19 protein-coding genes are annotated in these 22,948 nt (G+C 36.7%); 7 read left to right on the top strand and 12 right to left on the bottom strand.

Annotated elements, in window-relative coordinates; genetic code table 11:
* The first annotated feature begins 274 nt into the window (after positions 1 to 274).
* Complete coding sequence (locus MT390_RS10760) at positions 275 to 988, top strand: GntR family transcriptional regulator (protein ID WP_499441070.1); 714 nt, start codon at positions 275 to 277, stop codon at positions 986 to 988.
* A gap of 206 nt (positions 989 to 1,194) precedes the next feature.
* Here MT390_RS10760 and MT390_RS10755 read toward each other — a convergent pair whose 3' ends face one another.
* Positions 1,195 to 1,854 carry an NAD(P)H-dependent oxidoreductase gene (locus MT390_RS10755; protein WP_499441068.1) on the bottom strand — a complete coding sequence of 220 codons (660 nt, stop codon included), beginning with the start codon at positions 1,852 to 1,854 and terminating at the stop codon, positions 1,195 to 1,197.
* 485 nt (positions 1,855 to 2,339) lie between these two features.
* Between MT390_RS10755 and MT390_RS10750 the strand changes: the two genes are divergently transcribed.
* On the top strand, positions 2,340 to 3,728 hold the full coding sequence (locus MT390_RS10750) for an L-cystine transporter (RefSeq protein ID WP_499441066.1): 1,389 nt from the start codon (positions 2,340 to 2,342) through the stop codon (positions 3,726 to 3,728).
* A 207-nt stretch (positions 3,729 to 3,935) separates the two neighbouring features.
* On the opposite strand, the gene MT390_RS10745 is transcribed toward MT390_RS10750, so the two are convergent.
* The 7 genes from MT390_RS10745 to lepA form a co-directional block, all read right to left on the bottom strand.
* On the bottom strand, positions 3,936 to 5,162 hold the full coding sequence (locus MT390_RS10745; protein ID WP_499441064.1) for an aminotransferase class V-fold PLP-dependent enzyme: 1,227 nt from the start codon (positions 5,160 to 5,162) through the stop codon (positions 3,936 to 3,938).
* Positions 5,163 to 5,296: 134 nt separating this feature from the next.
* Positions 5,297 to 6,037: a pyridoxine 5'-phosphate synthase gene (gene pdxJ / locus MT390_RS10740; protein WP_166371638.1), complete on the bottom strand. Its 741-nt coding sequence runs from the start codon at positions 6,035 to 6,037 to the stop codon at positions 5,297 to 5,299.
* Between the two features lie 19 nt (positions 6,038 to 6,056).
* Positions 6,057 to 6,758, bottom strand: coding sequence for a DNA repair protein RecO (recO, locus tag MT390_RS10735; RefSeq protein WP_166371637.1), 702 nt, complete (start codon positions 6,756 to 6,758; stop codon positions 6,057 to 6,059).
* Between the two features lie 16 nt (positions 6,759 to 6,774).
* Positions 6,775 to 7,677, bottom strand: coding sequence for a GTPase Era (gene era, locus MT390_RS10730; RefSeq protein ID WP_166371636.1), 903 nt, complete (start codon positions 7,675 to 7,677; stop codon positions 6,775 to 6,777).
* 70 nt (positions 7,678 to 7,747) lie between these two features.
* Positions 7,748 to 8,434, bottom strand: a complete 687-nt coding sequence (gene rnc, locus MT390_RS10725) for a ribonuclease III (RefSeq protein ID WP_166371635.1) — start codon at positions 8,432 to 8,434, stop codon at positions 7,748 to 7,750.
* Positions 8,431 to 9,351 (bottom strand): signal peptidase I, encoded by a 921-nt coding sequence (gene lepB, locus MT390_RS10720; RefSeq protein ID WP_166371634.1) that lies wholly within the window; start codon positions 9,349 to 9,351, stop codon positions 8,431 to 8,433. The genes rnc and lepB overlap by 4 nt, the downstream gene beginning before the upstream one ends.
* 155 nt (positions 9,352 to 9,506) lie before the next feature.
* Positions 9,507 to 11,303 carry a translation elongation factor 4 gene (gene lepA, locus MT390_RS10715; protein ID WP_499441060.1) on the bottom strand — a complete coding sequence of 599 codons (1,797 nt, stop codon included), beginning with the start codon at positions 11,301 to 11,303 and terminating at the stop codon, positions 9,507 to 9,509.
* 750 nt (positions 11,304 to 12,053) lie between these two features.
* On the opposite strand from lepA, the gene MT390_RS10710 reads away from it, so the two are divergent.
* A complete protein-coding gene (locus tag MT390_RS10710; protein WP_166371632.1) occupies positions 12,054 to 12,545 on the top strand; it encodes an RNA recognition motif domain-containing protein in 492 nt (163 codons plus the stop codon).
* A gap of 179 nt (positions 12,546 to 12,724) precedes the next feature.
* On the opposite strand, the gene MT390_RS10705 is transcribed toward MT390_RS10710, so the two are convergent.
* Positions 12,725 to 13,594, bottom strand: coding sequence for a LysR substrate-binding domain-containing protein (locus tag MT390_RS10705; RefSeq protein WP_166371631.1), 870 nt, complete (start codon positions 13,592 to 13,594; stop codon positions 12,725 to 12,727).
* A 364-nt stretch (positions 13,595 to 13,958) separates the two neighbouring features.
* Between MT390_RS10705 and hisC the strand changes: the two genes are divergently transcribed.
* A complete protein-coding gene (gene hisC, locus MT390_RS10700) occupies positions 13,959 to 15,047 on the top strand; it encodes a histidinol-phosphate transaminase (RefSeq protein WP_499441057.1) in 1,089 nt (362 codons plus the stop codon).
* A gap of 23 nt (positions 15,048 to 15,070) precedes the next feature.
* Entirely contained in the window at positions 15,071 to 15,847 is a 777-nt protein-coding gene (locus tag MT390_RS10695) for a transporter substrate-binding domain-containing protein (RefSeq protein WP_166371629.1), read from the top strand.
* 249 nt (positions 15,848 to 16,096) lie between these two features.
* On the opposite strand, the gene MT390_RS10690 is transcribed toward MT390_RS10695, so the two are convergent.
* Positions 16,097 to 16,561 (bottom strand): heme-degrading domain-containing protein, encoded by a 465-nt coding sequence (locus MT390_RS10690; protein ID WP_499441055.1) that lies wholly within the window; start codon positions 16,559 to 16,561, stop codon positions 16,097 to 16,099.
* A complete protein-coding gene (locus tag MT390_RS10685; RefSeq protein WP_499441053.1) occupies positions 16,558 to 17,610 on the bottom strand; it encodes an oxidoreductase in 1,053 nt (350 codons plus the stop codon). The genes MT390_RS10690 and MT390_RS10685 overlap by 4 nt, the downstream gene beginning before the upstream one ends.
* 685 nt (positions 17,611 to 18,295) lie before the next feature.
* Between MT390_RS10685 and MT390_RS10680 the strand changes: the two genes are divergently transcribed.
* Positions 18,296 to 19,345, top strand: coding sequence for an HD domain-containing phosphohydrolase (locus MT390_RS10680; protein ID WP_299665194.1), 1,050 nt, complete (start codon positions 18,296 to 18,298; stop codon positions 19,343 to 19,345).
* Positions 19,346 to 19,416: 71 nt separating this feature from the next.
* Positions 19,417 to 21,963 (top strand): ATP-binding protein, encoded by a 2,547-nt coding sequence (locus MT390_RS10675; RefSeq protein WP_499441052.1) that lies wholly within the window; start codon positions 19,417 to 19,419, stop codon positions 21,961 to 21,963.
* A gap of 100 nt (positions 21,964 to 22,063) precedes the next feature.
* Here the strand turns inward: MT390_RS10675 and MT390_RS10670 are convergent, their stop codons facing one another.
* Complete coding sequence (locus tag MT390_RS10670) at positions 22,064 to 22,948, bottom strand: crotonase/enoyl-CoA hydratase family protein (protein ID WP_166371625.1); 885 nt, start codon at positions 22,946 to 22,948, stop codon at positions 22,064 to 22,066.

The raw sequence follows: 22,948 nt of genomic DNA, 5'->3' as shown, positions 1-22,948 counted from the left end.
TACATTCCAACGAAACGAATTGTAATACCTATTTGATACAAATTGTGTGATTTAGATCACCTAACGCCGCATTTGTATTAATATTTGTATTAAAAGCATCAATATAGTTCAAAAATACGACGCAGATCGCACAAAAAACATCACAAAAATTAATCATGGACAATTAAAAATAAAAGGACTAAATTTGTATTACTTTTAAATATTTGTATTAAAACCTATTTACCAGTACTCTATAAATATTAATAAATTGATTCACACCTGCTAAGAGGATCACATGGCTAAACTACCAAGATATCGTCAAATAGCCGATATTATCCGTACCAAAATAGATACTGGAGAGTGTAAAGTAGGAGAAGCGTTACCCACTGAAGCAGAATTAGTTGAAGAGTTTGCAGCGAGTCGCGTCACTGTTAGACAAGCTTTAAAGTTATTAATTGAAAATGGTGAGCTTGAAAGTGTACAAGGTAGCGGGACTTACGTTAAAGAAAAAAAAGTCAATTATGATATCTACCAACAATCCAGTTTTGATGAAAAATGGGCGCATTTAAACTTAGCCACTCACAGTGATATACTTACTTTCGAAGTAATGAAACCTAGCTTAACCCTGGCAGATAATCTCAACATCACAGAACAAGATCGTGTTTATTATGTCAAACGCGTACGTTATATCGAAAATAATCCGATCACTGTAGAAGAAACTTGGATGCCACTAGCGCTTTTTCCAGACTTAACTTACGAAGTAATGCGCAAGTCCAAATATGAATATATCGAAAAACAGAAAGGACTAGTGATTGATCGCAGTGAACAAGAGATCATACCAATATTGCCATCAATAGATATTGCGACGTTATTAGGTATTGACCCCAATCAACCTATTATTGAAAAACGAACGCGCAGCTTTTTACAAGACAATACAGTATTTGAATATAGCATTAATTATTTCAAAACCACCGATTACAAATTTACCTTGATTTCAAAACGTCATTAATGATTAGGGCAGTAGATCTTTTAAACTATTATTTACAGCTAATTACTGGTTTTATGAACTTGACTGAGCTTAGCTAGTCTTAGCTAATGTTGTCTTGTTACTTGGATTCAAGAATAAATAAACTTATAAATAAGCTAGTTAGGCAACTAGCTTATTTTCTAGATACTATCTTTCAACAAGTATTATAATACTCTATGAATTTAAGCTTATAAAACGGTAAATACGTCGTCCATAGGCAAACGAGCTTTAGGAAGACCGTGGTTATAATCTTTTTCGCCTAAATGATAACCCATTGCTAGAGCAACGTGACATACATAACCACCTAGTTCCTCTTTAAAGACTTCACCGATTAACTCAGGATCTACCCCTTCCATTGGTGTCGAGTCTATTCCTAAACGAGTAAGAGTGTGTAATGCGTTACCAAAAGCGATGTATGTTTGCGCTTTTGACCAATGGCCATTAAAGCCGGTTTCGTCTGTATTTAAATCAACAAAACCAAAACCGCCCTTCATCATGTTTTCTTCCATTTCAGCAGGTAAATGCCCTGAAGATACTTCGACATCGAGCACTTTTTGGAAATCAGATTTAGTATAGTTTGGATTGTGAGCAAACAAAATAGTGTGTGACGCTTCTTTTGCGTGATGTTGATTAAATTGAAATTTATTAGCAAAAGTATCATGTAAACGTTGTTTCGCTTGATCACTTTCAATCACGATAAACTTCCAAGGTTGAGAGTTAATAGAAGAAGCTGATAAGCGCATTGCTTCTTTGATTATTTCCATATCCTCTGCTGAAATACGTTTAGTTGCATCATACATTTTAGCGGTGTAACGATTGTTAAGATCTGTAATAATTTGATGAGTCATGATTTTTCCAAATATAATTTAATAATTAAGAGTGTTACCGATGGCAGTCATCTTAGAGTTAAGCGAGCTTAAGAAAAAGAGATAATAAATCCAATCATTGTGGATCAATACATCCATAATAATTGAATTTTTTATTTTAAAAATGCTTTGAGTAGCTTACATTTCTGCGGTCCTAGCTTGCGAAAATCAACATTAAGCTAGTCCGTATGAAAAATACTATCGTAGAAATAAATAGTACAGAGAGAAGCAAGTATTGCTTTGGAAATAAATAGCCGTTAAGTTTTTTTGCTTAATTTTAGCTTCAATAATTTCTTTGAAAATTATTTATAACCAAATGATATAAGTCATGCGTTATCTGGCTTTGTCATTTTGCGATTAGATAATTAAAATCTCAACTTACTATCATCTAGCTCTACAGTTTCAAAGTACAAATAACGACAAAAGCTGTTCATTTCACTCACATTTATCATTATTAAGGAAATCCCATGTCAATTGCAGTTATCGCTAATCTTGCGATATTTGTTTTCATCCTTTTGTTCTTGTTCCAACAACAAACAAAAGCAACTACCTTGTCTCGTCAGGTATTACTCGGTTTAGTTTTTGGTAGTGCCTTTGGTCTCATTATTCACATGTTTTATGGTGAAGGAAACCCTATCATCAGTGAAACATTAGCATGGGTAAATGTAGTAGGCAGTGGTTACGTTGGCCTATTAAAAATGGTCATTATGCCATTAGTGTTAGTGTCCATGATTGCTGCAGTGGTAAGACTCGAAAACTCGGGCTCATTAGGTAAAATTAGTGCCTTAACCATTGGCATTTTATTGTTTACGACCATGATTGCAGCACTGATAGGTATTGCGGTCACGCAAATTTTTGGTCTTTCTGCTGCGGGCCTTTCTGAAGGCGTTCGTGAGACCGCTCGTATTAGTGTACTTGAGACTCGTCTAGGTAGTGTAGCCGATCTGACTATTCCGCAAATGCTAGTCAGTTTTATACCTACTAACCCGTTTGCAGATTTAACAGGTGCACGCTCAACCTCGATTATTGCAGTAGTTATTTTTGGTATTTTAGTCGGTATTGCAGCACGTCGAGTGATGATTGAAAAGAAAGAGCTTGAATCGCCAATCCGCACTTTTATTGAAGCGGCTCAATCAATTGTTATGCGTCTTGTTAAAATGATTATTGCGCTAACACCTTACGGTATAGCGGCATTAATGACAAAAGTTGTCGCAACATCGAGCTTAGGTGATATTTTAAGTCTGCTCGGCTTTATTGTTGCTTCTTATATCGCGATTTTCTTAATGTTTATCGTGCATGGATTATTAGTTTCATTAGTAGGAGTGAGTCCAACACAATACTTTAAACGTATTTGGCCTGTACTAACATTTGCTTTTACTTCACGTAGTTCTGCAGCCACCATTCCACTGAATGTTGAAGCACAAATTACTAAACTAAATGTGCCACCTGCGATTGCAAACTTGTCTGCAACCTTTGGTGCAACCATTGGGCAAAATGGTTGTGCTGGTATTTACCCTGCGATGCTTGCTGTTATGGTTGCTCCAACCATGGGTATTAACCCGATGGAATTTAACTTCATTCTTTCATTGGTAGCCATTATTGCAATCAGTTCATTTGGTATTGCGGGTGTTGGTGGCGGTGCGACTTTTGCAGCTTTGATAGTATTACCAGCAATGGGCTTACCGGTAACGATAGCTGCTTTACTGATTTCAATTGAGCCTTTGATCGATATGGCTCGTACTGCGTTGAATGTTAGTGGTTCGATGACAGCAGGCACCATCACATCACGCTTATTAGGTGATAAAAAAGAGATCAACAAAGCGTTTAAGTTAACACCTACACAAGCCGTAGAGTAATTGATGCACTAACTGCAATAGTTAGCAGTTAGCGCTCATTTCAATAATAAAGCGTCATAATAAACAAAAGTCCCACTACCCTTCTCTGTAATAAAAAGCAGAGAAGATTAGTGGGATTTTTAATTTGATGAGACTTTTAATTTAATCGACCTTTAATACTTTTATCTAATGGCCCTTTTATCTAGTATCCTTTTGACCTAGCTTGATTTATTCCTGCAACATTAGAATGACGTTTTGTAGTGCCTTAATAAACACTTTCGCTTCGTCTAGCGTGTTATAGACTGAAAATGACACACGAATAGTGCCACTGTATTGCAGTACTGACATCAATGGCATAGCGCAGTGTGAACCACTTCTAACGGCAATGCCCTGTGCATCTAATAACATCGCAATATCAGTACTATGTTCGCCTTTAACAATAAAACTAATGGCACCAGATTTATTTAAATCTTGAGCAAATACAACAACATCTTGTATCCCTTTTAAAGCAGCCTCGGTATAAGCTAATAATATTTTTTCATGTTTTTCAAGAACACTTCTGTCTAAGCTATTTACAAAATCAATGGCAGCGCCTAAACCAATCGCGCCAGCAATATTAGGCGTGCCAGCTTCAAACTTAAAAGGCAGTCGATTATAAGTCGTCTGTTCAAAGCTAACCGTCTCAATCATTTCTCCCCCGCCTTGCCAAGGAGGGAGTTGTTGTAATAAATCATATTTTCCATACATTACACCAATGCCCGTTGGGCCAAATAACTTATGTCCGGAAAACAAGTAAAAATCACAATCTAAGCCTTGTACATCAACCTCAAGGTGCGCCACTGCTTGGGCACCATCAATAATGACTTTAGCCCCTTTCTGATGCGCTAAATCAATTATTTTTTTAATTGGATTAATAACACCTAAAACATTGGAAACATGGGCAATAGAAACAAGTTTAGTATTTGCGGTTAATAATGCTTTAAACGCTTCAACATCTAAACAATGCTCTTGAGTTAAGGGAATAACCTTAATAATAGCGCCCGTTTGTTTAGCAAGCATTTGCCAAGGGACAATATTGGCATGGTGCTCAAGGGCACTAATAATGATTTCATCGCCTGCTTGCAATTGCCGAGCAAAAATATTTGCTAATAAATTAATGCCTTCTGTTGTACCTTTAGTCCAAATAATCTCTTCTGAACGACGTGCATTAATAAACTGTTGTACTTTAGTGCGGCTTTGTTCAAAGCATGTAGTTGCCTTGTTACTAAGGGCATGGCTTGCACGATGCACATTAGCATTACTGGTTTGATAATAATCACAAATAGCATCAATCACAGACTGTGGTTTTTGCGTAGTAGCAGCATTATCAAGATACACCAGCTGATGCTCATTGACTTGCTGATCTAAGATAGGAAACTGTGCGCGTAATTGCTCAATATAAAGATCTGAACTCACGTGACACCTCTGTAAAGGAGAAGAATAAGGAATGTGTTCTGAATTGCCAACTTACGAATAAAAGCAGATTAATAAGCACTAATCTCTCTGAATGACTAATGCTTATCTTCAAACGTTGATTTGTTGGCTGTCATTTATAGACTGTGATTTCGGCCTTCAATCATTAAACGTTTCATTTCGCTAACAGCAACAGCAAACCCATCAATTAACGCACGAGCAACAATTGCGTGACCAATGTTAAGTTCAATAATCTCAGGTAAAGCTGCAATCGGTTTAACGTTATGATAATTCAAACCATGCCCAGCATTCACTTTAATACCCGCTTGATGACCATAAGTTGCGGCTTTAGCAACACGTGCTAATTCAGCTTCTTGAATCTCTTCCGTTTTGGCATCAGCATATTGACCCGTATGCAATTCAACATAAGCAGCCTTCATTTTTACAGCGGCATCTATTTGCGCAGCTTCTGGGTCAATGAATAAACTTACCTGAATATTAGCGGCGTTTAAACGGCTCACTGCTGCGGCTATTTTGTCGTAATTACCGACAACATCTAAGCCACCTTCTGTCGTCAATTCTTCACGCTTTTCAGGCACTAAACAAACAAAAGTAGGTTTAGTTTTTAAGGCAATCTCAACCATTTCATCGGTTACTGCCATTTCTAAATTCATACGTGTTTGTAGTGTTTGTGCCAGTACAGCAACATCACGATCGTTAATATGACGGCGATCCTCACGAATATGAATAGTAATACCATCTGCACCAGAGGTTTCAGCTACCGCCGCTAAATGTGCAGGTTCTGGATAACATGTACCACGTGCATTACGAAGTGTTGCAACATGGTCGATATTCACACCTAATAATATTTTGCTCATGCTCTTTCCTTTATTGTATTTATTTGGCCGCAAACAAAGCACGGCTATGTAATGGTTTATCACCTAATAAGTTAGCAAGTGCCTGTCGACAAAAGCGCTTAGCCATCTTTAATGTGGCTTCATTATCAAGCTTACGCTGTGATAAGTTAATTATATCTGCACCATCATAAACCTGTTGAGGGTTACAAATAGCCTGCTTAGCAAAAAAACCAAGCTGTTGTTTATATTGATATTGAAAGCCTGCTTCAATCGCTTCATCACTGTATACATCGTGATCAAAATTAACACCATAACCGAGCGTTTCTAATAATGTTAATTCAAATAAGCGCAGGGCTTTTTGCGGATCATCGTCTCGAGCGACACTGATCAAAGTGCGTTGGTAGCACTCAAATAAACCATCACAAGCAGTTTCAGCTTGTAATAGGCGATATAACAGTTCATTCATATACATCGCAATATACAAACGTTGCCCCTGTAAAGGTACCACCTGTGTTTGTGCTTCTAATGACTTAACTGTCTTCAAACTACTACGACCAAAGTAACTAGCGAGTAGTAGTGTGAATGGTTGTGCCATACCGCGTTTCATACGAGTACTGCTGCGACCACCTTTAAAAACAAGGCTAACTTTACCGACATCTTGGCAAAACAAATCAACAATTTGACTGGTTTCGCCATAGGGACGTCGGTGTAATATAAATGCATTATGGCATTCTATGGACATAAATTACGCCGCTGTATTAACCGTTGTAATCGTCACCGTAACCAAGCGAACGTAGCGCTCTGTCATCATCTGCCCAACCCGATTTAACTTTAACCCAGATTTCTAAGAATACTTTTGAGTCAAATAACTCTTCCATGTCTAGTCGCGCTTGTTTCCCAATCGCTTTTAGTTTTTCGCCTTTATTACCAATCACCATACGTTTTTGGCCATCACGCTCAACTAAAATAAGTGCATTAATATGTAGAAGGCCATTGGCTTTTTGTTTAAATTGTTCTATTTCTACGGTCACAGAATAAGGTAATTCATCACCTAAGAAGCGCATTAATTTTTCACGTACAATTTCTGACGCCATGAATCGAGATGAACGGTCAGTAATATAATCTTCTGGAAAATAAAATTCAGACTCAGGTAACACGGCTTTTGCCCATTCACGAATTTTTTCAACGTTATCACCAGATTTAGCGGACATAGGTAATATATGAGCAAAGTCATAAAGCTTACCAATTTTCTGTAAATGTGGCAGTAATAACTCTTTGTCTTCTACATTATCAATTTTATTAACTGCTAAAATAACCGGACATTTTAAGTACTGGAATTTTTTTAATACCATCTCGTCATCGGCAGTCCAATGTGTACCTTCAACCACAAACACTATCATTTCAACATCATTGATAGAACTTGATGCGGCACGGTTCATTAAACGGTTAATGGCGCGCTTTTCTTCAATATGTAATCCAGGAGTATCAACAAAAACAGTTTGGTAATCACCATCTGTATCGATACCTAGAATACGGTGACGCGTTGTTTGCGCCTTACGCGAAGTGATACTTACTTTTTGTCCGAGTAATGCATTAATAAGCGTTGATTTCCCTACATTAGGGCGCCCGACGATTGCGACTAAGCCACATTTTTGTGTCATTATTTAGCTCCTAAATAGATGAAAGTTAAAGTTAAAAGTACAGGTAAATAAATAGTATTGAGTAGTAACATTATTGCTCACCTAATAATGCAGTTAACATGTTTTTCGCCGCGACTTGTTCAGCTTTACGACGACTAGTGCCTTTACCTTGCACTTGCTTCATGCCTTCAATTTGACAACTCATGGTGAATTGTTGGTTGTGCGCTTCACCTTTTACATCTAATACTTCATAAAGTGGCAATGCTTGTTTACGCGATTGTAAGTGCTCTTGTAGGCGAGTTTTAGGGTCTTTCTGGCTAATTCCTGGTTGAATTGTCTTAAGGCGACTTTCAAACCAACTCAATACCAGCTTGTTTGCAGTATCGATATTAGAATCTAAAAAAACCGCACCGATAATTGCTTCCACACCGTCAGCAATAATTGAGTCACGACGGAATCCACCACTTTTTAGTTCACCGGGACCTAAAATTAAGCAGTCACTTAATACAAATTCACGCCCAACTTCTGACAACATTTTTCCACAAACTAAGGTGGCACGCATACGGCTTAAGTCGCCTTCGTCCACTTTAGGAAAACGTTTATATAAATCAGTCGAGATAGCAAAACTTAAAATTGAATCACCTAAAAATTCTAATCGTTCATTATGTAAACCCAATGCACTTCGATGTGTTAGTGCTTGCTTTAATAATGAGAAATCTGAAAATTCATATCCAATACGCTTCTCTAAACGTTTTAATTCTTGTTCTTTGATCTTCATTTTATGCTACCTATACGTTCAAAACGTACATTACTTGGTACCCAACTTGGTAAGAAACTATCAGCACCACGGTCAAACTCAAAGCTGATCCATTTAGCAACGGCTTTACCGACTAAATTGCGCTCAGGTACAAACCCCCAAAAGCGGCTATCACGGCTGTTGTCACGGTTATCACCCATCACGAAATAATTACCTTCCGGTACCACCCACTCATAAGCATAAGTTGTGACATCTTTTTGTTGGAAATAAGCTTGCACAGGTTCACCACGTAATGGATTGATTAATAACTGATGCTTCACGTCACCTAATACTTCTGAATACACTTTGACAGTATTTGCTTCATGTTTGAAGTTTTGTTCCCCTAGGAATTCCATGTCTAACTTTTTATAATCACCGCACTTGGCTTCTTCACAGGCAGCAATGATGTACAACTGTTTATCTTTATAAACAATACGATCTCCGGGTAACCCCACCACGCGTTTAATAAAATCAACGCGTTGATCTTCAGGGTATTTAAATACAGCAACATCACCACGTTCTGGATGCCCCGTTGGTATAAGTGTGTTTTGCCAAACAGGTTCTTTAATGCCGTATGAGAATTTCTCAACGAGAATAAAATCCCCCACCAACAGTGTTGGCATCATCGACCCAGATGGAATTTGAAACGGTTCATAAATAAATGAACGTAAAATAAATACCGTTGCAATCACTGGAAATAAGCTACGAGCATTCTCAATAATTGGATTTTCCGGGTACATTTTAGCTAAGGTTTTATCGTCTAATTCTATTTCAGATTGCGCTTGAAAATCGGCATAAGCCTGTTTACGCTTTTTCGCCCACTTTATTTTATCAAACAGCCAGGCCGCGCCGGTTAAGAGCGTTAAAACCACTAATATCAATGCAAATGAATTTGCCATTTTTTTTCCTATCAATTTTATAAATCATATTAATTAATATTTTTAACTAATATGACTCGTTTAAAATACAAAATGCGCGGGTTAATAAACCAGCGCATTAGCTTTTATTAATTGCTATCGCCCTTTTGCTTAACAAGGGGGTTAGCAATTGAAGACTACTTATCTTTACCTATGTGTAATACTGCTAAGAAAGCCTCTTGAGGCACATCAACATTACCCACAGACTTCATGCGTTTTTTACCCTCTTTCTGTTTCTTCAACAGTTTTTTCTTACGGCTAATATCACCACCGTAACATTTTGCTAATACATTTTTAGTCAGCTGTTTAACCGTTGAACGAGCAATAATTTTACTGCCAATCGCTGCTTGTATTGCAATATTAAACATTTGACGAGGAATGAGCTCTTTCATTTTTTCAACTAACTCACGCCCGTAAGTTTCTGAGTTATCACGGTGTGTAATTAATGCTAAGGCATCAACACGATCGCCATTGATCATAACGTCTACACGTACCATGTCAGCTAACTGATAACGTATAAAATTATACTCTAATGAGGCATAACCACGGCTGGTTGATTTTAAACGGTCGAAGAAGTCCATTACAACTTCACCCATTGGGATCTCATAAGTTAATGCAACTTGATTACCGTGATACGCCATCTTAGTTTGTACACCGCGTTTGTTGATACATAAGGTGATCACATTACCTAGGTAAGCTTGCGGTACTAAAATATTACATTCTGCAATTGGCTCACGAATTTCATTAATGTCATTGGTAGCAGGCAATTTGGCAGGACTATCAACGTATTCGATTTCACCGTTATTTTTTTCTACTTCGAAAATAACCGTTGGTGCGGTAGTGATTAAATCAATATCGTATTCACGTTCTAAACGTTCTTGAATGATCTCCATATGTAATAAACCAAGGAAACCACAACGGAAACCAAAGCCTAGTGCAGACGAGTTTTCTGGCTCATATAATAATGAAGCATCATTAATACTCAATTTACCCAAAGCATCACGGAAGTTTTCATAATCATCAGAGCTTACAGGGAATAAACCCGCGTAAACTTGTGGCTGAACACGTTTAAAACCAGGTAATGCTTTTGGTGATGGATTATCGGCAAGTGTTAACGTATCACCTACTGGTGCACCTAAAATATCTTTAATACCAGAGATCACATAACCTACTTCGCCTGCTTTCAAAATACCTGTTTCTTTCTGTTTCGGCGTGAAGTAACCCACTTTAGTCACTAAATGAACTTGACCCGTGGTCATTACTTTCATTCTATCGCCAACTTTAATTTGGCCGTGCTTGATACGTACCAATGACACAACACCTTGGTAGTTATCAAACCATGAATCAATAATTAATGCTTGAAGTGGACCATTAAGATCGCCAACAGGTGGCGGGATCATGCGTACTATTTCTTCTAATACTAAATCAATACCTAGACCCGTTTTAGCTGAACAACGAACCGCATCTGTTGCATCGATACCAACAATGTCTTCAATTTCTTCAGCAACACGATCAGGTTCAGCAGCCGGCAAATCGATTTTATTTAAAATCGGTACCACTTCTAAGTTCATTTCTAATGCGGTGTAACAGTTTGCTAATGTTTGTGCTTCTACGCCTTGTCCAGCATCAACTACCAATAACGCGCCTTCACAAGCCGCTAAAGAACGTGATACTTCGTAAGAGAAATCTACGTGTCCAGGGGTATCGATGAAGTTAAGTTGGTAAGTTTCACCATCTTTAGCTTTATAATCCAGAGTTACACTTTGCGCTTTAATGGTAATACCACGTTCGCGCTCAATATCCATAGAATCGGTTACTTGTGCCGCCATTTCACGTTCGGTTAAACCACCACAAGTACTGATTAAACGGTCTGACAATGTGGATTTACCATGGTCGATATGGGCAATGATTGAAAAGTTACGAATATTTTTCATGAATACTTTAAATACCTTGTTAGTGACGACATTGTGCATTGCGATACAAGTTCTTCAAAATTGAGAACCACTTTATCGCAGCTTATACCAATCGTAATTATTAAGAGATCTATTCTACTTGTTAATATAGCTTGTTTTTAATTGCCAGTTTCGTAAAGGGAACAACCATTTACAGCAATTTTCACATCAAACTAAGTATTCTTAACGTAAAATTAAAATCGAATATTTGATACCATTGGCATTACTTAACACTGCATTTTTGCAGTTATTAAGCGGCTTTAATGCTTATTTTTAATATCTGTTGATAGCACGCCTAATTTGCGCAGCTTAATTGCGGTGCATTCTAGCTAATTTCTGTTTTAATCTCCATCTTTAAACACTTCCGTCTTTATCATTTGAAGTCAATATTTTACATCCTATAATTTTACCTGTTCGAAAGTTTAACTTTTACAATGCAAATAAAACTTAGTATAAAAAAACAGCAGTCAACGGTCATATTTCATGCATAAGCAGCGAGGCTTGCTTCACATTTTTAACTTTTCATCAACAAGATCAAAGTGGATTTGCCAATCTATTAACGCTAAATCGTTTTTTTGACATACAATAGCTTAGCTTTTAATGGATTGACAATGGCAAGGATACAGCCACCATTCTCTAAAGCACTATGTGATGAATTCAAACAATGTCTTTGAATAAACACTTACGTTTCTAGTTATTTTTCTTTTATTATTTTTTTGAGGTTATTAAATTATGAAATCAAACACTCCAGTGTTGCTTTCTGTTGCAGTTGCCGTTATTGGCGCAGCTGTGATCACTTTACTTCCAATCACACTAGGTGGTGCAGTTTTATTTGCTGCGGGTGCTGTCATTAGTGGGTTCTTAATTCAATTTGCAAATTCAAGCACAAGTACTGCATCAAAAAGTACAAGCTCAGCAGCGGCTTCAGCAACCAGCGATGCAGAAAGCGACTTTGCAACTACCACGCTTTATGTTGGTAATTTACCTTACCGTGCAAATGAAATGGCAATCCGTACGCTGTTTTCAGAACACGGTAAAGTTATTTCAGTGCGTCTCATGAAGGACAAACATACTGGTAAACGCCGTGGTTTTGGTTTTGTTGAAATGCCTGAAAGTGATGCAGCCAATGCAATTCAAGCATTAAATGAACAAGAGTTCCAAGAACGTTCATTGAAAGTACGTGAAGCAAATGAGCGTACACCACGTGAAGAATCTAACGATTAACTTAGCGCTTTATTCGTTTCAGAGTAAGTAGCTTTAAAAATAAGCAGCTTATTAAGCAAACGAGCTTGTTGAGTAAATAGATTACATAAAATCCGAGAACAGCTTCTGCTCTCGGATTTTTTTATGCATTACATTTTTATTCCATTATTTTTAATAAAATAAGGCTAAAAATAAGACTATCAACTATCTAACCAATTGATTAAATTTTGTAATGTGAGGTTATTAGTGACCTTTGGGAAAACGAAATAATAGCCCTTTCCAGATTTAACCTGCAATGAATGAGGCTGACAAAGTCTTCCAGCTTCAAGCTCAGAAGCAGCTAGCGTGACATCCCCGATACTAATCCCAAACCCCTGAATAGCTGCGCCGACTGCCAAATCTAACGTTGCAAAATTTTGATGATGTTTAGCGGTTAATGATGCACAACCGGCTTCATTCAACCATAAACTCCAATCACTTTGCTGTGGTGTTGCATGCAACCATGGTAATTGCCCCATCTCTTCGATACTCAGCTGTGTTTGTGCCTCAGTTAATAAAGAGGGAGAACACACCGGTGTTAAATATTCTTCAAACAGTAGCTGACTACTTAAGTTTTTATCTTTAATAACCGTGCAATAGCAAATAGCAGCATCAAAGGACTCAAAGGCAAAATTGATATCATGTTTAATGGATGAAGTTAGCTCTACGGCAATATCTGGGAATGCTTGCTGAAATGCCATTATTTGGGGTAATAGCCATGTGGTAATGCAACTAGGCACTTTTAATCTAATGATAGGTTTAATATCAGATACTTTTTCGACCGCACTTTTCATCTGATTAATCACTTGCTTAACTAACGGCAAAAAATCTTTGCCTTTATCAGTTAAACTCAAGCCACGAGCGTGACGATGAAATAGAGGAATATTTAATTTTTTCTCAAGTGAAATAATCTGACGACTGACTGCACCCTGCGTTAAATTTAAAATTTGTGCCGCGACAGTAAACTTTAAATGTTCGGCAGTAACAATAAATGCCTGCATCTCCTTTGTAGATGGTAAACGGTTATCCATCATTACCTCATTTTTATAACGTGAAAGATTAGTCAGTTATTGTTTTCATTCAATGCTAGTGTTGCTATTCAAATAATAAGCTTTAAGGTTTTAAACCTAATCAATTAATTCAACACTTGAAATATGCACAGCACTAAAACGTGAATTTATGCGAATAGAACACTTACCTCGTCACCAATGAGTAGATACAATCATCAAGCTATGTTCTTTTCGCATACCTACTATACCAATTTTTCGTTTCTTCTTTCAATGAAGATTTGTTTAAATCGCTTACAATTCAAAAACTGAATATTTACGCACTTTTAAAGTATAAATATTCAATTTTTATTTTTGGCTGTATTTAACTTCAATCGGAAATACGTTAATGAAATCATTAGCATCAACATTAGTACCAAGCGCAGTAGAAAAGCTCGTTCCTTACCAGTCTGCACGCCGTTTAGGCGGTATCGGACATTTATGGCTAAATGCGAATGAACTTGAAACGTGCGCTCAATATGGTGACCTCTCTAAAGGCAGTAATAACCATTACAATCGTTATCCTGATTTTTTACCACAGGATACTGCGCAAGCTTACCTCGCTTATTGCGAGCAAGGTGTTGGTAAACTAAATAGTGAAATAGTGACCGTACGAGGTGCCGATGAAGCAATAGATTTGTTGATTCGTACTTTTTGTACACCTGGGAATGACCAAATAATTATTTGCCCTCCCACCTATGGAATGTATGAGTTTTGCGCTGATTCGTTTGCAGTAACAACTAATAAAATTCCGTTGTTAGATAATTTTCAATTAAATGTTGAAGAGATCAAAACACAGTTGCCCACCAGCAGCTTATTATTTTTATGTTCACCTAATAACCCTACCGGTAATAGTATTAACCAAGCCGATATTATTGAATTATTAGAGGCCAGTAAAACATCGACCTTAGTGGTTATCGATGAAGCTTACATTGAATTTTCAGCACATCAGAGTGCGTTACATTTAATGAATAAATACCCACATTTAATTGTAATACGCACCCTATCAAAAGCGTTTGGGTTAGCTGCTATTCGTTGTGGATTTTTGTTAGCAGATAGCAGTGTAATGGCTTATGTGAATCGCCTTATTCCACCTTACCCTATCGCTGATCCTACTGCTGAAATTGCATTAAAAGCATTATCAGACTCTGGTTTACAAGCCATGTCCAAACAAACTGCTGAATTGGTTGAGGTTCGTGATTGGTTTAAATCTGAGTTACAACAATTAAATATTGTTGAGACGATTTATAGTAGCCAAACTAATTTTATTTTAATTAAGTTTAATAAAGGCCTTAATGTATTTGATTACCTCGTTAAGCAGGGAATTATTACTCGTAACCAAGCACATGAAGCAGCACTTAGTGACTGCGTACGAATCACTATTGGCTCCAAAAAAAGTATGCTCGAAACACTCAATACACTTAAACATTTTCAATAACATTACACTAGAAGGATCTAAACATGAAAGCATTACATATTGCAGCGATTGTATTATCGTCAATTTTTATAACCCCATTGCAAGCCCAAGAAACTAAGCCTATACGCCTATCTTCTGACTTTACTTACCCACCTTTCAATTATAAGGATAATACCGGTAAACCTGTTGGTTTTGATATTGAGATCGCAGATGCTTTGTGTAAACAAGCAGAGCTGAAGTGTGAGTGGGTAACACAAAGTTGGGATGGACTCATTCCAGGTTTATTATCAAGAAAATCGGATGTCATTATGGCATCTATGCGTATTACTGAAGATCGTAAAAAACGTGTTTTATTTAGTAAAAAATATTATCAAACACCAGCCAGTTTTGTTACTGCTAAAGATGCAAACTTCAGTATCGATAAAGCAGGCTTAACAGGTAAAGTTATTGGCGTTCAAGTAGGTACCATACATGATAATTATGTGACAGATATGTACGGTGATGTTGCCACTATCAAACGCTATAGCGGACAAGACCAAGTATATCTTGATTTAGCCAATGGCCGTTTAGATACCGCCTTTGCAAACTCAGATCAATTAGTGTTAGCTTTTTTAGAAAAAGAACGTGGTGCTAACTTTGCGTTAAAAGGCAAGTTAGTAACCGATAAAGCTTATGTAGGGGAAGGCACTGCACTGGCTTTTCGTAAAAACAATAAAGCATTAGCAGAGAAGTTTAATGCTGCTATTGCAGAAATCCGTAAAAATGGTACCTATGATAAAATAGCAGCAAGTTATTTTAGCTTTGATATCTACGGTCAATAAATTTAACGGTACTCATTTAACGAAGCTAACATGTATATAGCTAAGATAAGCTTTCTTAAATAAGAATGAGCAACGTAGACATAACAAAAAAGCCATTGCTGATAACATAAGCAATGGCTTTTTAATATTTCACAGTAAATGAATCGCTGATTCAACATTGAAGTGAATAACACATATTTTAGGACAGGGTTACAGCATTTTTATTGCAGCCTCAAAAGCTAAATAGTCCCTCTTTAATCATCACCTGCACTAATCCACTAACTCATCCAAGGCATCCAATATCAGTTGATGATCTTGCTCCTGCGGTAACCCAGAAACCGTCACTACTCCTACTACACCTGAATTTTTAATAATAATTGGAAAAGCCCCGCCATGAGCACAATACAGATCAGCGTTAATATGGTCTTGCTGTTCGAACACTCTATGCTTAGCGCTATTATATTGACCGATGTAATAAGAACTATGTCCAAAACGCAACACGGTTTGACGTTTACGTTTTATCCAATGTAGATTATCTGGCTGAGTTCCTGGCATTGCGTAGCTAAATAGGCATTGGTTGAAAGCATAAACTTCGATCGTAACTTGCGCCTCTCTAGTTTCGGCTAATTGTTTCAATTTACAACCTAACGCCCAAGCTGTTTGATTGTTAAAAGACGCAAACTGTAGCTGCGATTCTTGTGCTAATAAGTCATTTAATGAATAGTTTGAGCTCATAATTTAACTGCCATAGTTTTACCTAAACGTTCACTTTCCATCGCTAATTCAATCAAACGAATATTCCATAACGCATCTTCCGCAGATACAGGTACTTGGCCTGCATCATTAATAGCATTAGCAATACCATGATAAAAGTGTTGGTAACCACCGCGTTCAGTTTTAACCGCCTCTAACGCCTCTTCCGTATATAAAGTACCGTATTGCTCAACACTTTCATTATTCCAATATTCACCGTCAGGTCGTACACCTGCTTTCAATAGATCTTCTTGCGGATCTAAGCCTAATTTCCTGTAAGTACCTTGATCTCCCTGAATATTAAAACGTAAATTGGGTCCAGCAGAGAACAAAGAAGCACTCAAAGAAGCTAATTTATCGGGATAATGGAGTGTTAAATTAAAATAATCGATATTAGAAGAGCCTTCACGCGTGATCTTACAATGTGCAGTAATCGCTTCAGGTAGTCCAAATAGCTGTAAAGCTTGATCAATTAGGTGCGGTCCTAAATCAAATAAAATACCACCGCCATCTTGAGCACTTTCTCGCCAGCGTTGACGAACGACAGGCCTGAAACGATCGAAGTGAGATTCAAAATGCTTAATGTGCCCCAGTGTTTTTTCTTCAATAAGCTTCTTAACCGTTAAAAAATCACCGTCCCAACGACGATTATGATAAACGCTAAGTAACAAACCTTTCTCTTTAGCAAGGCTTATCAAAGCATTTCCATCAGTGATTTTTGTCACAAATGGTTTTTCTAAAATAACATGCTTATTATTTTCTAACGCTAATTTAGCTAATGAAAAATGCACATCATTTGGTGCAGTAATAATTACTAATTGTGCATCGCTATTACCAATCATCTCTTCGGCAGTTAGGTAATGTTGTACTTTGGGCCAATCTTGCTCAACATTACCAGCTTGACTACTACTGATCGCGGTAACATCAAATTCAGATAAAGTGTCAATAAAAGGAAGGTGGAAGGTTGTAGCTGAAAAGCCATAACCAACAATAGCCGTTTTAATGGCGTCGTTATTGAAGCTTTGAGTCATGGTAGTTTCCTTAATTTATTAAGAAGAAAATAATCACATAGTAGATAGCAAATGATTATGTATTAATAGTACGAGGTTATTACATACGATGCTTTAATCAAAATCGGTTAATCAAATAAATTACATTACTATTTACTAAATTAAGATCGACTAAATTAAGATCGACTAAATTAAGATTTACTGCATCAATATTTATTACATGTTTTGACTGCTACACCATTAACTGTTTCATTATTAAAGGCTTCACCATAAAAGAATCTGCACCTTTGTAATATACCGATAATTTTACTGATAAACACACGTAATTAAAGTTCAGGTTTAGGTTGTGTTCTAAATTGCAGTAATTTACGCTACTCATAACTGAGTATTTTTTGCATTATTTAAAATCAAAAAAAACAATAATATTAGTGATAAATAATTCAATAAGTGTCCCAATAGGATTTAATTGATCATTTTTTAATAAACAACCTAAAAGATACGTTATTATCTATACTCTGTCATAAAACCATCTTCACAAGCTTCTCATTTACAGCGGCTTGATAGATGCTAATACACATAATAATAATAATCATCATATGTATTAAAATTAGATGCTAGGTAATAGGAAAATGACTAAAGGGTAAATGAAGTTACACCTGTCCTATTTCATAAACTAATTCTTTAAAATTTAAGTGGAAGTACTATTGTGAATAACCAAAGACAAGTGGTGGTCGTTGATGATCAGTCAACGGGAAGGATGATCCTAGAAAAAATTATTCTACAGATTGCTGATGACATTACAGTGATTGATTTTGCTGATCCTAGAAAAGCACTAAACTGGTTAGAAAACAACCAAGCAGACCTGATTGTCACCGATTATAGAATGCCCGGTTTAAATGGAATAGAGTTCATTGAAGCAGTGCGTAACACAGCAACAGGTGAACATATTCCGATCATGATGATCACTGTTGTTAGTGAGAAAAAAGTGCGTCATGAAGCCCTAGAAGCAGGTGCAACCGCATTTTTAAATAGACCTATCGACCAAATCGAATGCCGTACAAGTTGCAGAAATTTATTAAAACTACATAAGCAACATGTGATCATTCAAAATAGAGCCGATTGGTTAGCAGAGCAAGTACATTTAGCCACAGAACAAATTCTTCAACGAGAACAAGAAACGATCTTAAGACTTGCGAAAGCAGGTGAATATCGCGATGAAGAAACCGGTAATCATGTTATTAGAATGGCAAAATATGCCAAAGAAATAGCTAAAGAAATCGGCTTAAATGAGAATGAATGTAATGATCTTGAACATGCTGCGCAAATGCATGATATTGGAAAAATTGGTATTCCTGACCGTGTCTTATTAAAAGAAGGAAAGTTTATTCCAGAAGAGTGGGAAATCATGCAAACTCATACCACGATTGGATATGAAATTCTTTCGGGTAGTCAATCAAAATATATGCAAATGGGCGCCATTATAGCCCTTAATCACCATGAGCGCTTTAATGGTGAAGGTTACCCTAATCAGTTAACTGGTTCTCAAATCCCACTAATCGCACGTATTGTTTCCGTTGCCGATGTATTTGATGCATTAATGTCTGTTAGACCCTACAAAAAAGCCTGGCCACTTGAAGATGCGATTGATTTTCTTAAAAAACAATCCGGTACACAATTTGACCCAAAGTGTGTTGATGCATTCTTAAAGCGCCTGCCTAATATCACTGCAATACATAGCGAATATCCCGATAGCTAACAGTGGCACAGACTGCTAGTAATAAACTGTAGAAAGCAATTAATAGACCATTAAACGGATTCGATGCTTGAATGAACTTACTATGTAAAAAACTAAATGCGGTCAATGCCTCGCTCAAAAAAACGGCTGATCCCGAATCAGAGCAAGCCTTCGTTCGTGTTATTATTGCCTTATTATTAATTCTAATTTTCTGTATTCCATGGGGTGCAGAGGAACAGTTTAGCGATTTATTAAACTCTACAATTAAGATAGTGATACTCGTCGCATCTAGTGTTGCTATCGCTCTCTTTACCGCTATTTGTATCAACCCTAAAGTCAGCCCAACGAGAAGAGTGATAGGTATATTTTTAGACCTTATCTCTCTGTCTGTATTAATGGCCACTGCGGCGCAAGAAACAGTGTATTTATTTGTTTTCTATCTGTGGGTTATTTTAGGTAATGGTTTTAGGTTCGGCGTTAATTATCTCTATATTTCTATGGTAATAGGCATTATTGGATTTATATCTGCGATTTATTGGGGTGGTTATTGGCAGACTGAAATGACGATAGCAATAAGCCTATTAATCGTGATCACTCTGATCCCGTTATATTCAATATTTTTAATTAAAAAACTATATGCTGCAATCGATATGGCAGAAAAAGCAAATCAAGCTAAAACTCGCTTTTTGGCTAATATGTCACACGAACTAAGAACTCCTTTAAATGGTGTATTAGGGCTTGGAGATCTCCTCATTGAAACTAAACTCGATCAAGAACAATATCAACTAGTTAGCACCATGCAAAGCTCTGCAAAAACGCTACTAGGATTAATTGAAAAAGTGCTAGATATTTCTAAAATTGAAGCAGGGAAAATAACAATCAATAAAGAATCCGTTGATTTACATACTTTAATTAATTCAGTTATTGATACACAAAAACTGATTGCAAAAGCCAAAGGCTTAACTGTTATATTAAACATTGATTCTGATGTTCCCTTACAAATAGAAGCAGATCAGCAATATATCCGTCAAGTTTTAGTAAACCTAATAGGGAACGCGATAAAGTTTACTGATCAAGGCACAATTAAAGTGCATATTTACCTTGTTTCCGAGCAGGAAAGCGCCACTGTTATTCGCTTTGATATTAAAGATACTGGTATAGGTATTGATAAAAAATCACTACTAAGCGTATTTGACGATTTTACTCAAGTTGGAAAAGCTGCGATACGTCATATCAATGGTACAGGGCTAGGAACCACTATTTCAAAAGAGTTGGTTGAATTAATGGGAGGAAAAATAGGGGTTGAAAGTGAATTAGATCAAGGTTCAACTTTTTGGTTTGAACTTCCTTTTACGATCCTTCCGAATGTTTCTCTAACTGTAAATGACAGTGATTTATTAATTATGGCAACCGATACAACTAAGAAATCGGTACAGTCTTTTTTAAGAACATGGGATTTATCTGCAGATTTTGCTAAATCTCCAGTACAGACATTAAGAATGCAAAAAAATGCTCTCGGCCAAGCACGAGGTTATAAGATACTGCTCGTAGATAGATTTAGTCTACAGGGCATGAGTCCAATACAGTTTAGCAACCTTTTAGCATCGGAAAAATTATTAGATGGGCTATCGTTAGTACTGCTTAATCCAGAACCTGTACATCTACACAACGAAAAAATAAGACAAGACTTCATCTCGGTGATTGCTGATATCAACGATAAACGCTCATTATTTAACGCCCTACATACAGCACAGCGCATTGATAGCAGTAACAAAAAAGTTGTTTCTTTAAGTGATTTTTATGACAGCCAGAATGGAGCGAAGGCATTAAACATACTCGTTGCTGAAGACAATAAAGTTAACCAACAGGTTTTATCTGGTATTTTAAAACGAGCAGGTCATTCTATTGTTATCGCTAATGATGGCGAACAAGCACTAGACAAGTTAAGCACAGATTTAGAACACTTTGACTTATTAATTGTCGATAAAAATATGCCTAAGTGCTCTGGTGATGAAGTTGTACAGGCATTACGCTTTATGGATACCAGTAATACGCTGCCGATCATCATGTTAACTGCCGATGCAACACCTGAAGCTAGAGCACTAGGTATTAGTTTAGGTGTCGATGAATTTTTAACTAAACCTATTGATTCTCATGATTTATTGAAAAAAATAGCGGTAATTTCTAATACCTCCAGTTCAACGATTAGCAATTCAACTATCAGCAATACAGCCCCTACTCCAACAAGCATAGCAAACCTTAAAAAGCAGCATGCTGATAATGAATGGTATAATAGTGCCGTCCTTGAGGAACTATTTCAATTAGATAATGATGTTGAGTTTATGACGTGCTTAATTACAGGTTTTACAGAAGATGGTAATAAGCATATTAAATACTTACAACAAGCCATTATTGGTGACTATTTGCAATTCCGTGAATCACTACATGCTTTAAAAGGTGCAGCATCGGAACTTGGGGCAGACAGACTAGTAGAAATATGTAGGAAAGGAGAAGAGTGTAAACCTTATGATATTGGCACTCCAAAGCTCACTGTATTAGTAGGCGATATTGAATACAATTTTACTAAAACTGTAGAAGCTTTGAATAATGCCTTAGTAAAATCTTCTACAGAAAAATAAGATAAAAAGTATAGTGCTTTAGCTACGATTTTATATCTATTTTAAAATGGAATTGAGACCACAATAAAAACTATATAACTTAGATTATGAAATATTTTGATTATGAGATATTTTTTGCTGATTGACGCATCACTAATCTTTCCATCATTCGAAGATCTTTAGCTGTTAACTTTAACGCTGAATCGACCCAAATATTAGTAACATCTATTAACTCTTTATAAGGAATGGGAGCACAAATATCACGTACTTTACGAATAGCTTGGTAACTGTTTGCTTTTCGATTTGCTGCATTAATATAACGATAGACCTCTTTTTCTCCTTCTCCTTTCTCAGCCAATACGTCAACGATCCCTAGCTCAAACAACTCCTCAGCTAAATACAACTTACCACTTAAAATAATTTCTTCGGCTTTTGCTGCACTTACTTTTCGACTGAGTAATGAATAAGCCCCCATTCCTGGAAATAGATTAAACAAGACTTCTGGCAAACCAAGCTTGGTACCACGTTCAGCAATTAAAACATTACTTGATAAAGCACCTTCAAACCCTCCTCCTAATGCATCACCTTGAACTAAAGCAATGGTAGTCAGCTCTGAATCCAGATGGGTGATGTTATGGTATAAAACATCAATACACTTTGTTGCATAGGCTAGTAATCCTGCACGATCTTGTTTTTTTATCAATTCAAGAAAAACGGCTAAATCGCCACCTAAATTAAAAATACCATCAACATCAGAAGCAAGGATCAGATAATCATATTTTTGCTGTTCACTATTGACCATCTCTGTTTTAATATTTTTCGCATAATCATTTAACTCGTCTAATAATAATGTACTAAAACATGGGCGAGGCTGCGCGTGCATAAAGTACCAACCTGCTTTATATTTTTCATCATAATGTGTTTTAAGCTGTAAGTATTCTTTATCCAACTGATCTTGTTGAGCGATAATATTTACTTTATTTTCTCTTGCTAGGTTATCAATCAT

This window comes from Vibrio sp. 2-Bac 85, from assembly GCF_037546705.1.
Lineage (GTDB): Bacteria > Pseudomonadota > Gammaproteobacteria > Enterobacterales > Psychromonadaceae > Psychromonas.
The sequence above is the reverse complement of the archived record's forward strand: the minus strand, read 5'-3'. Positions and strand labels throughout refer to the sequence as shown.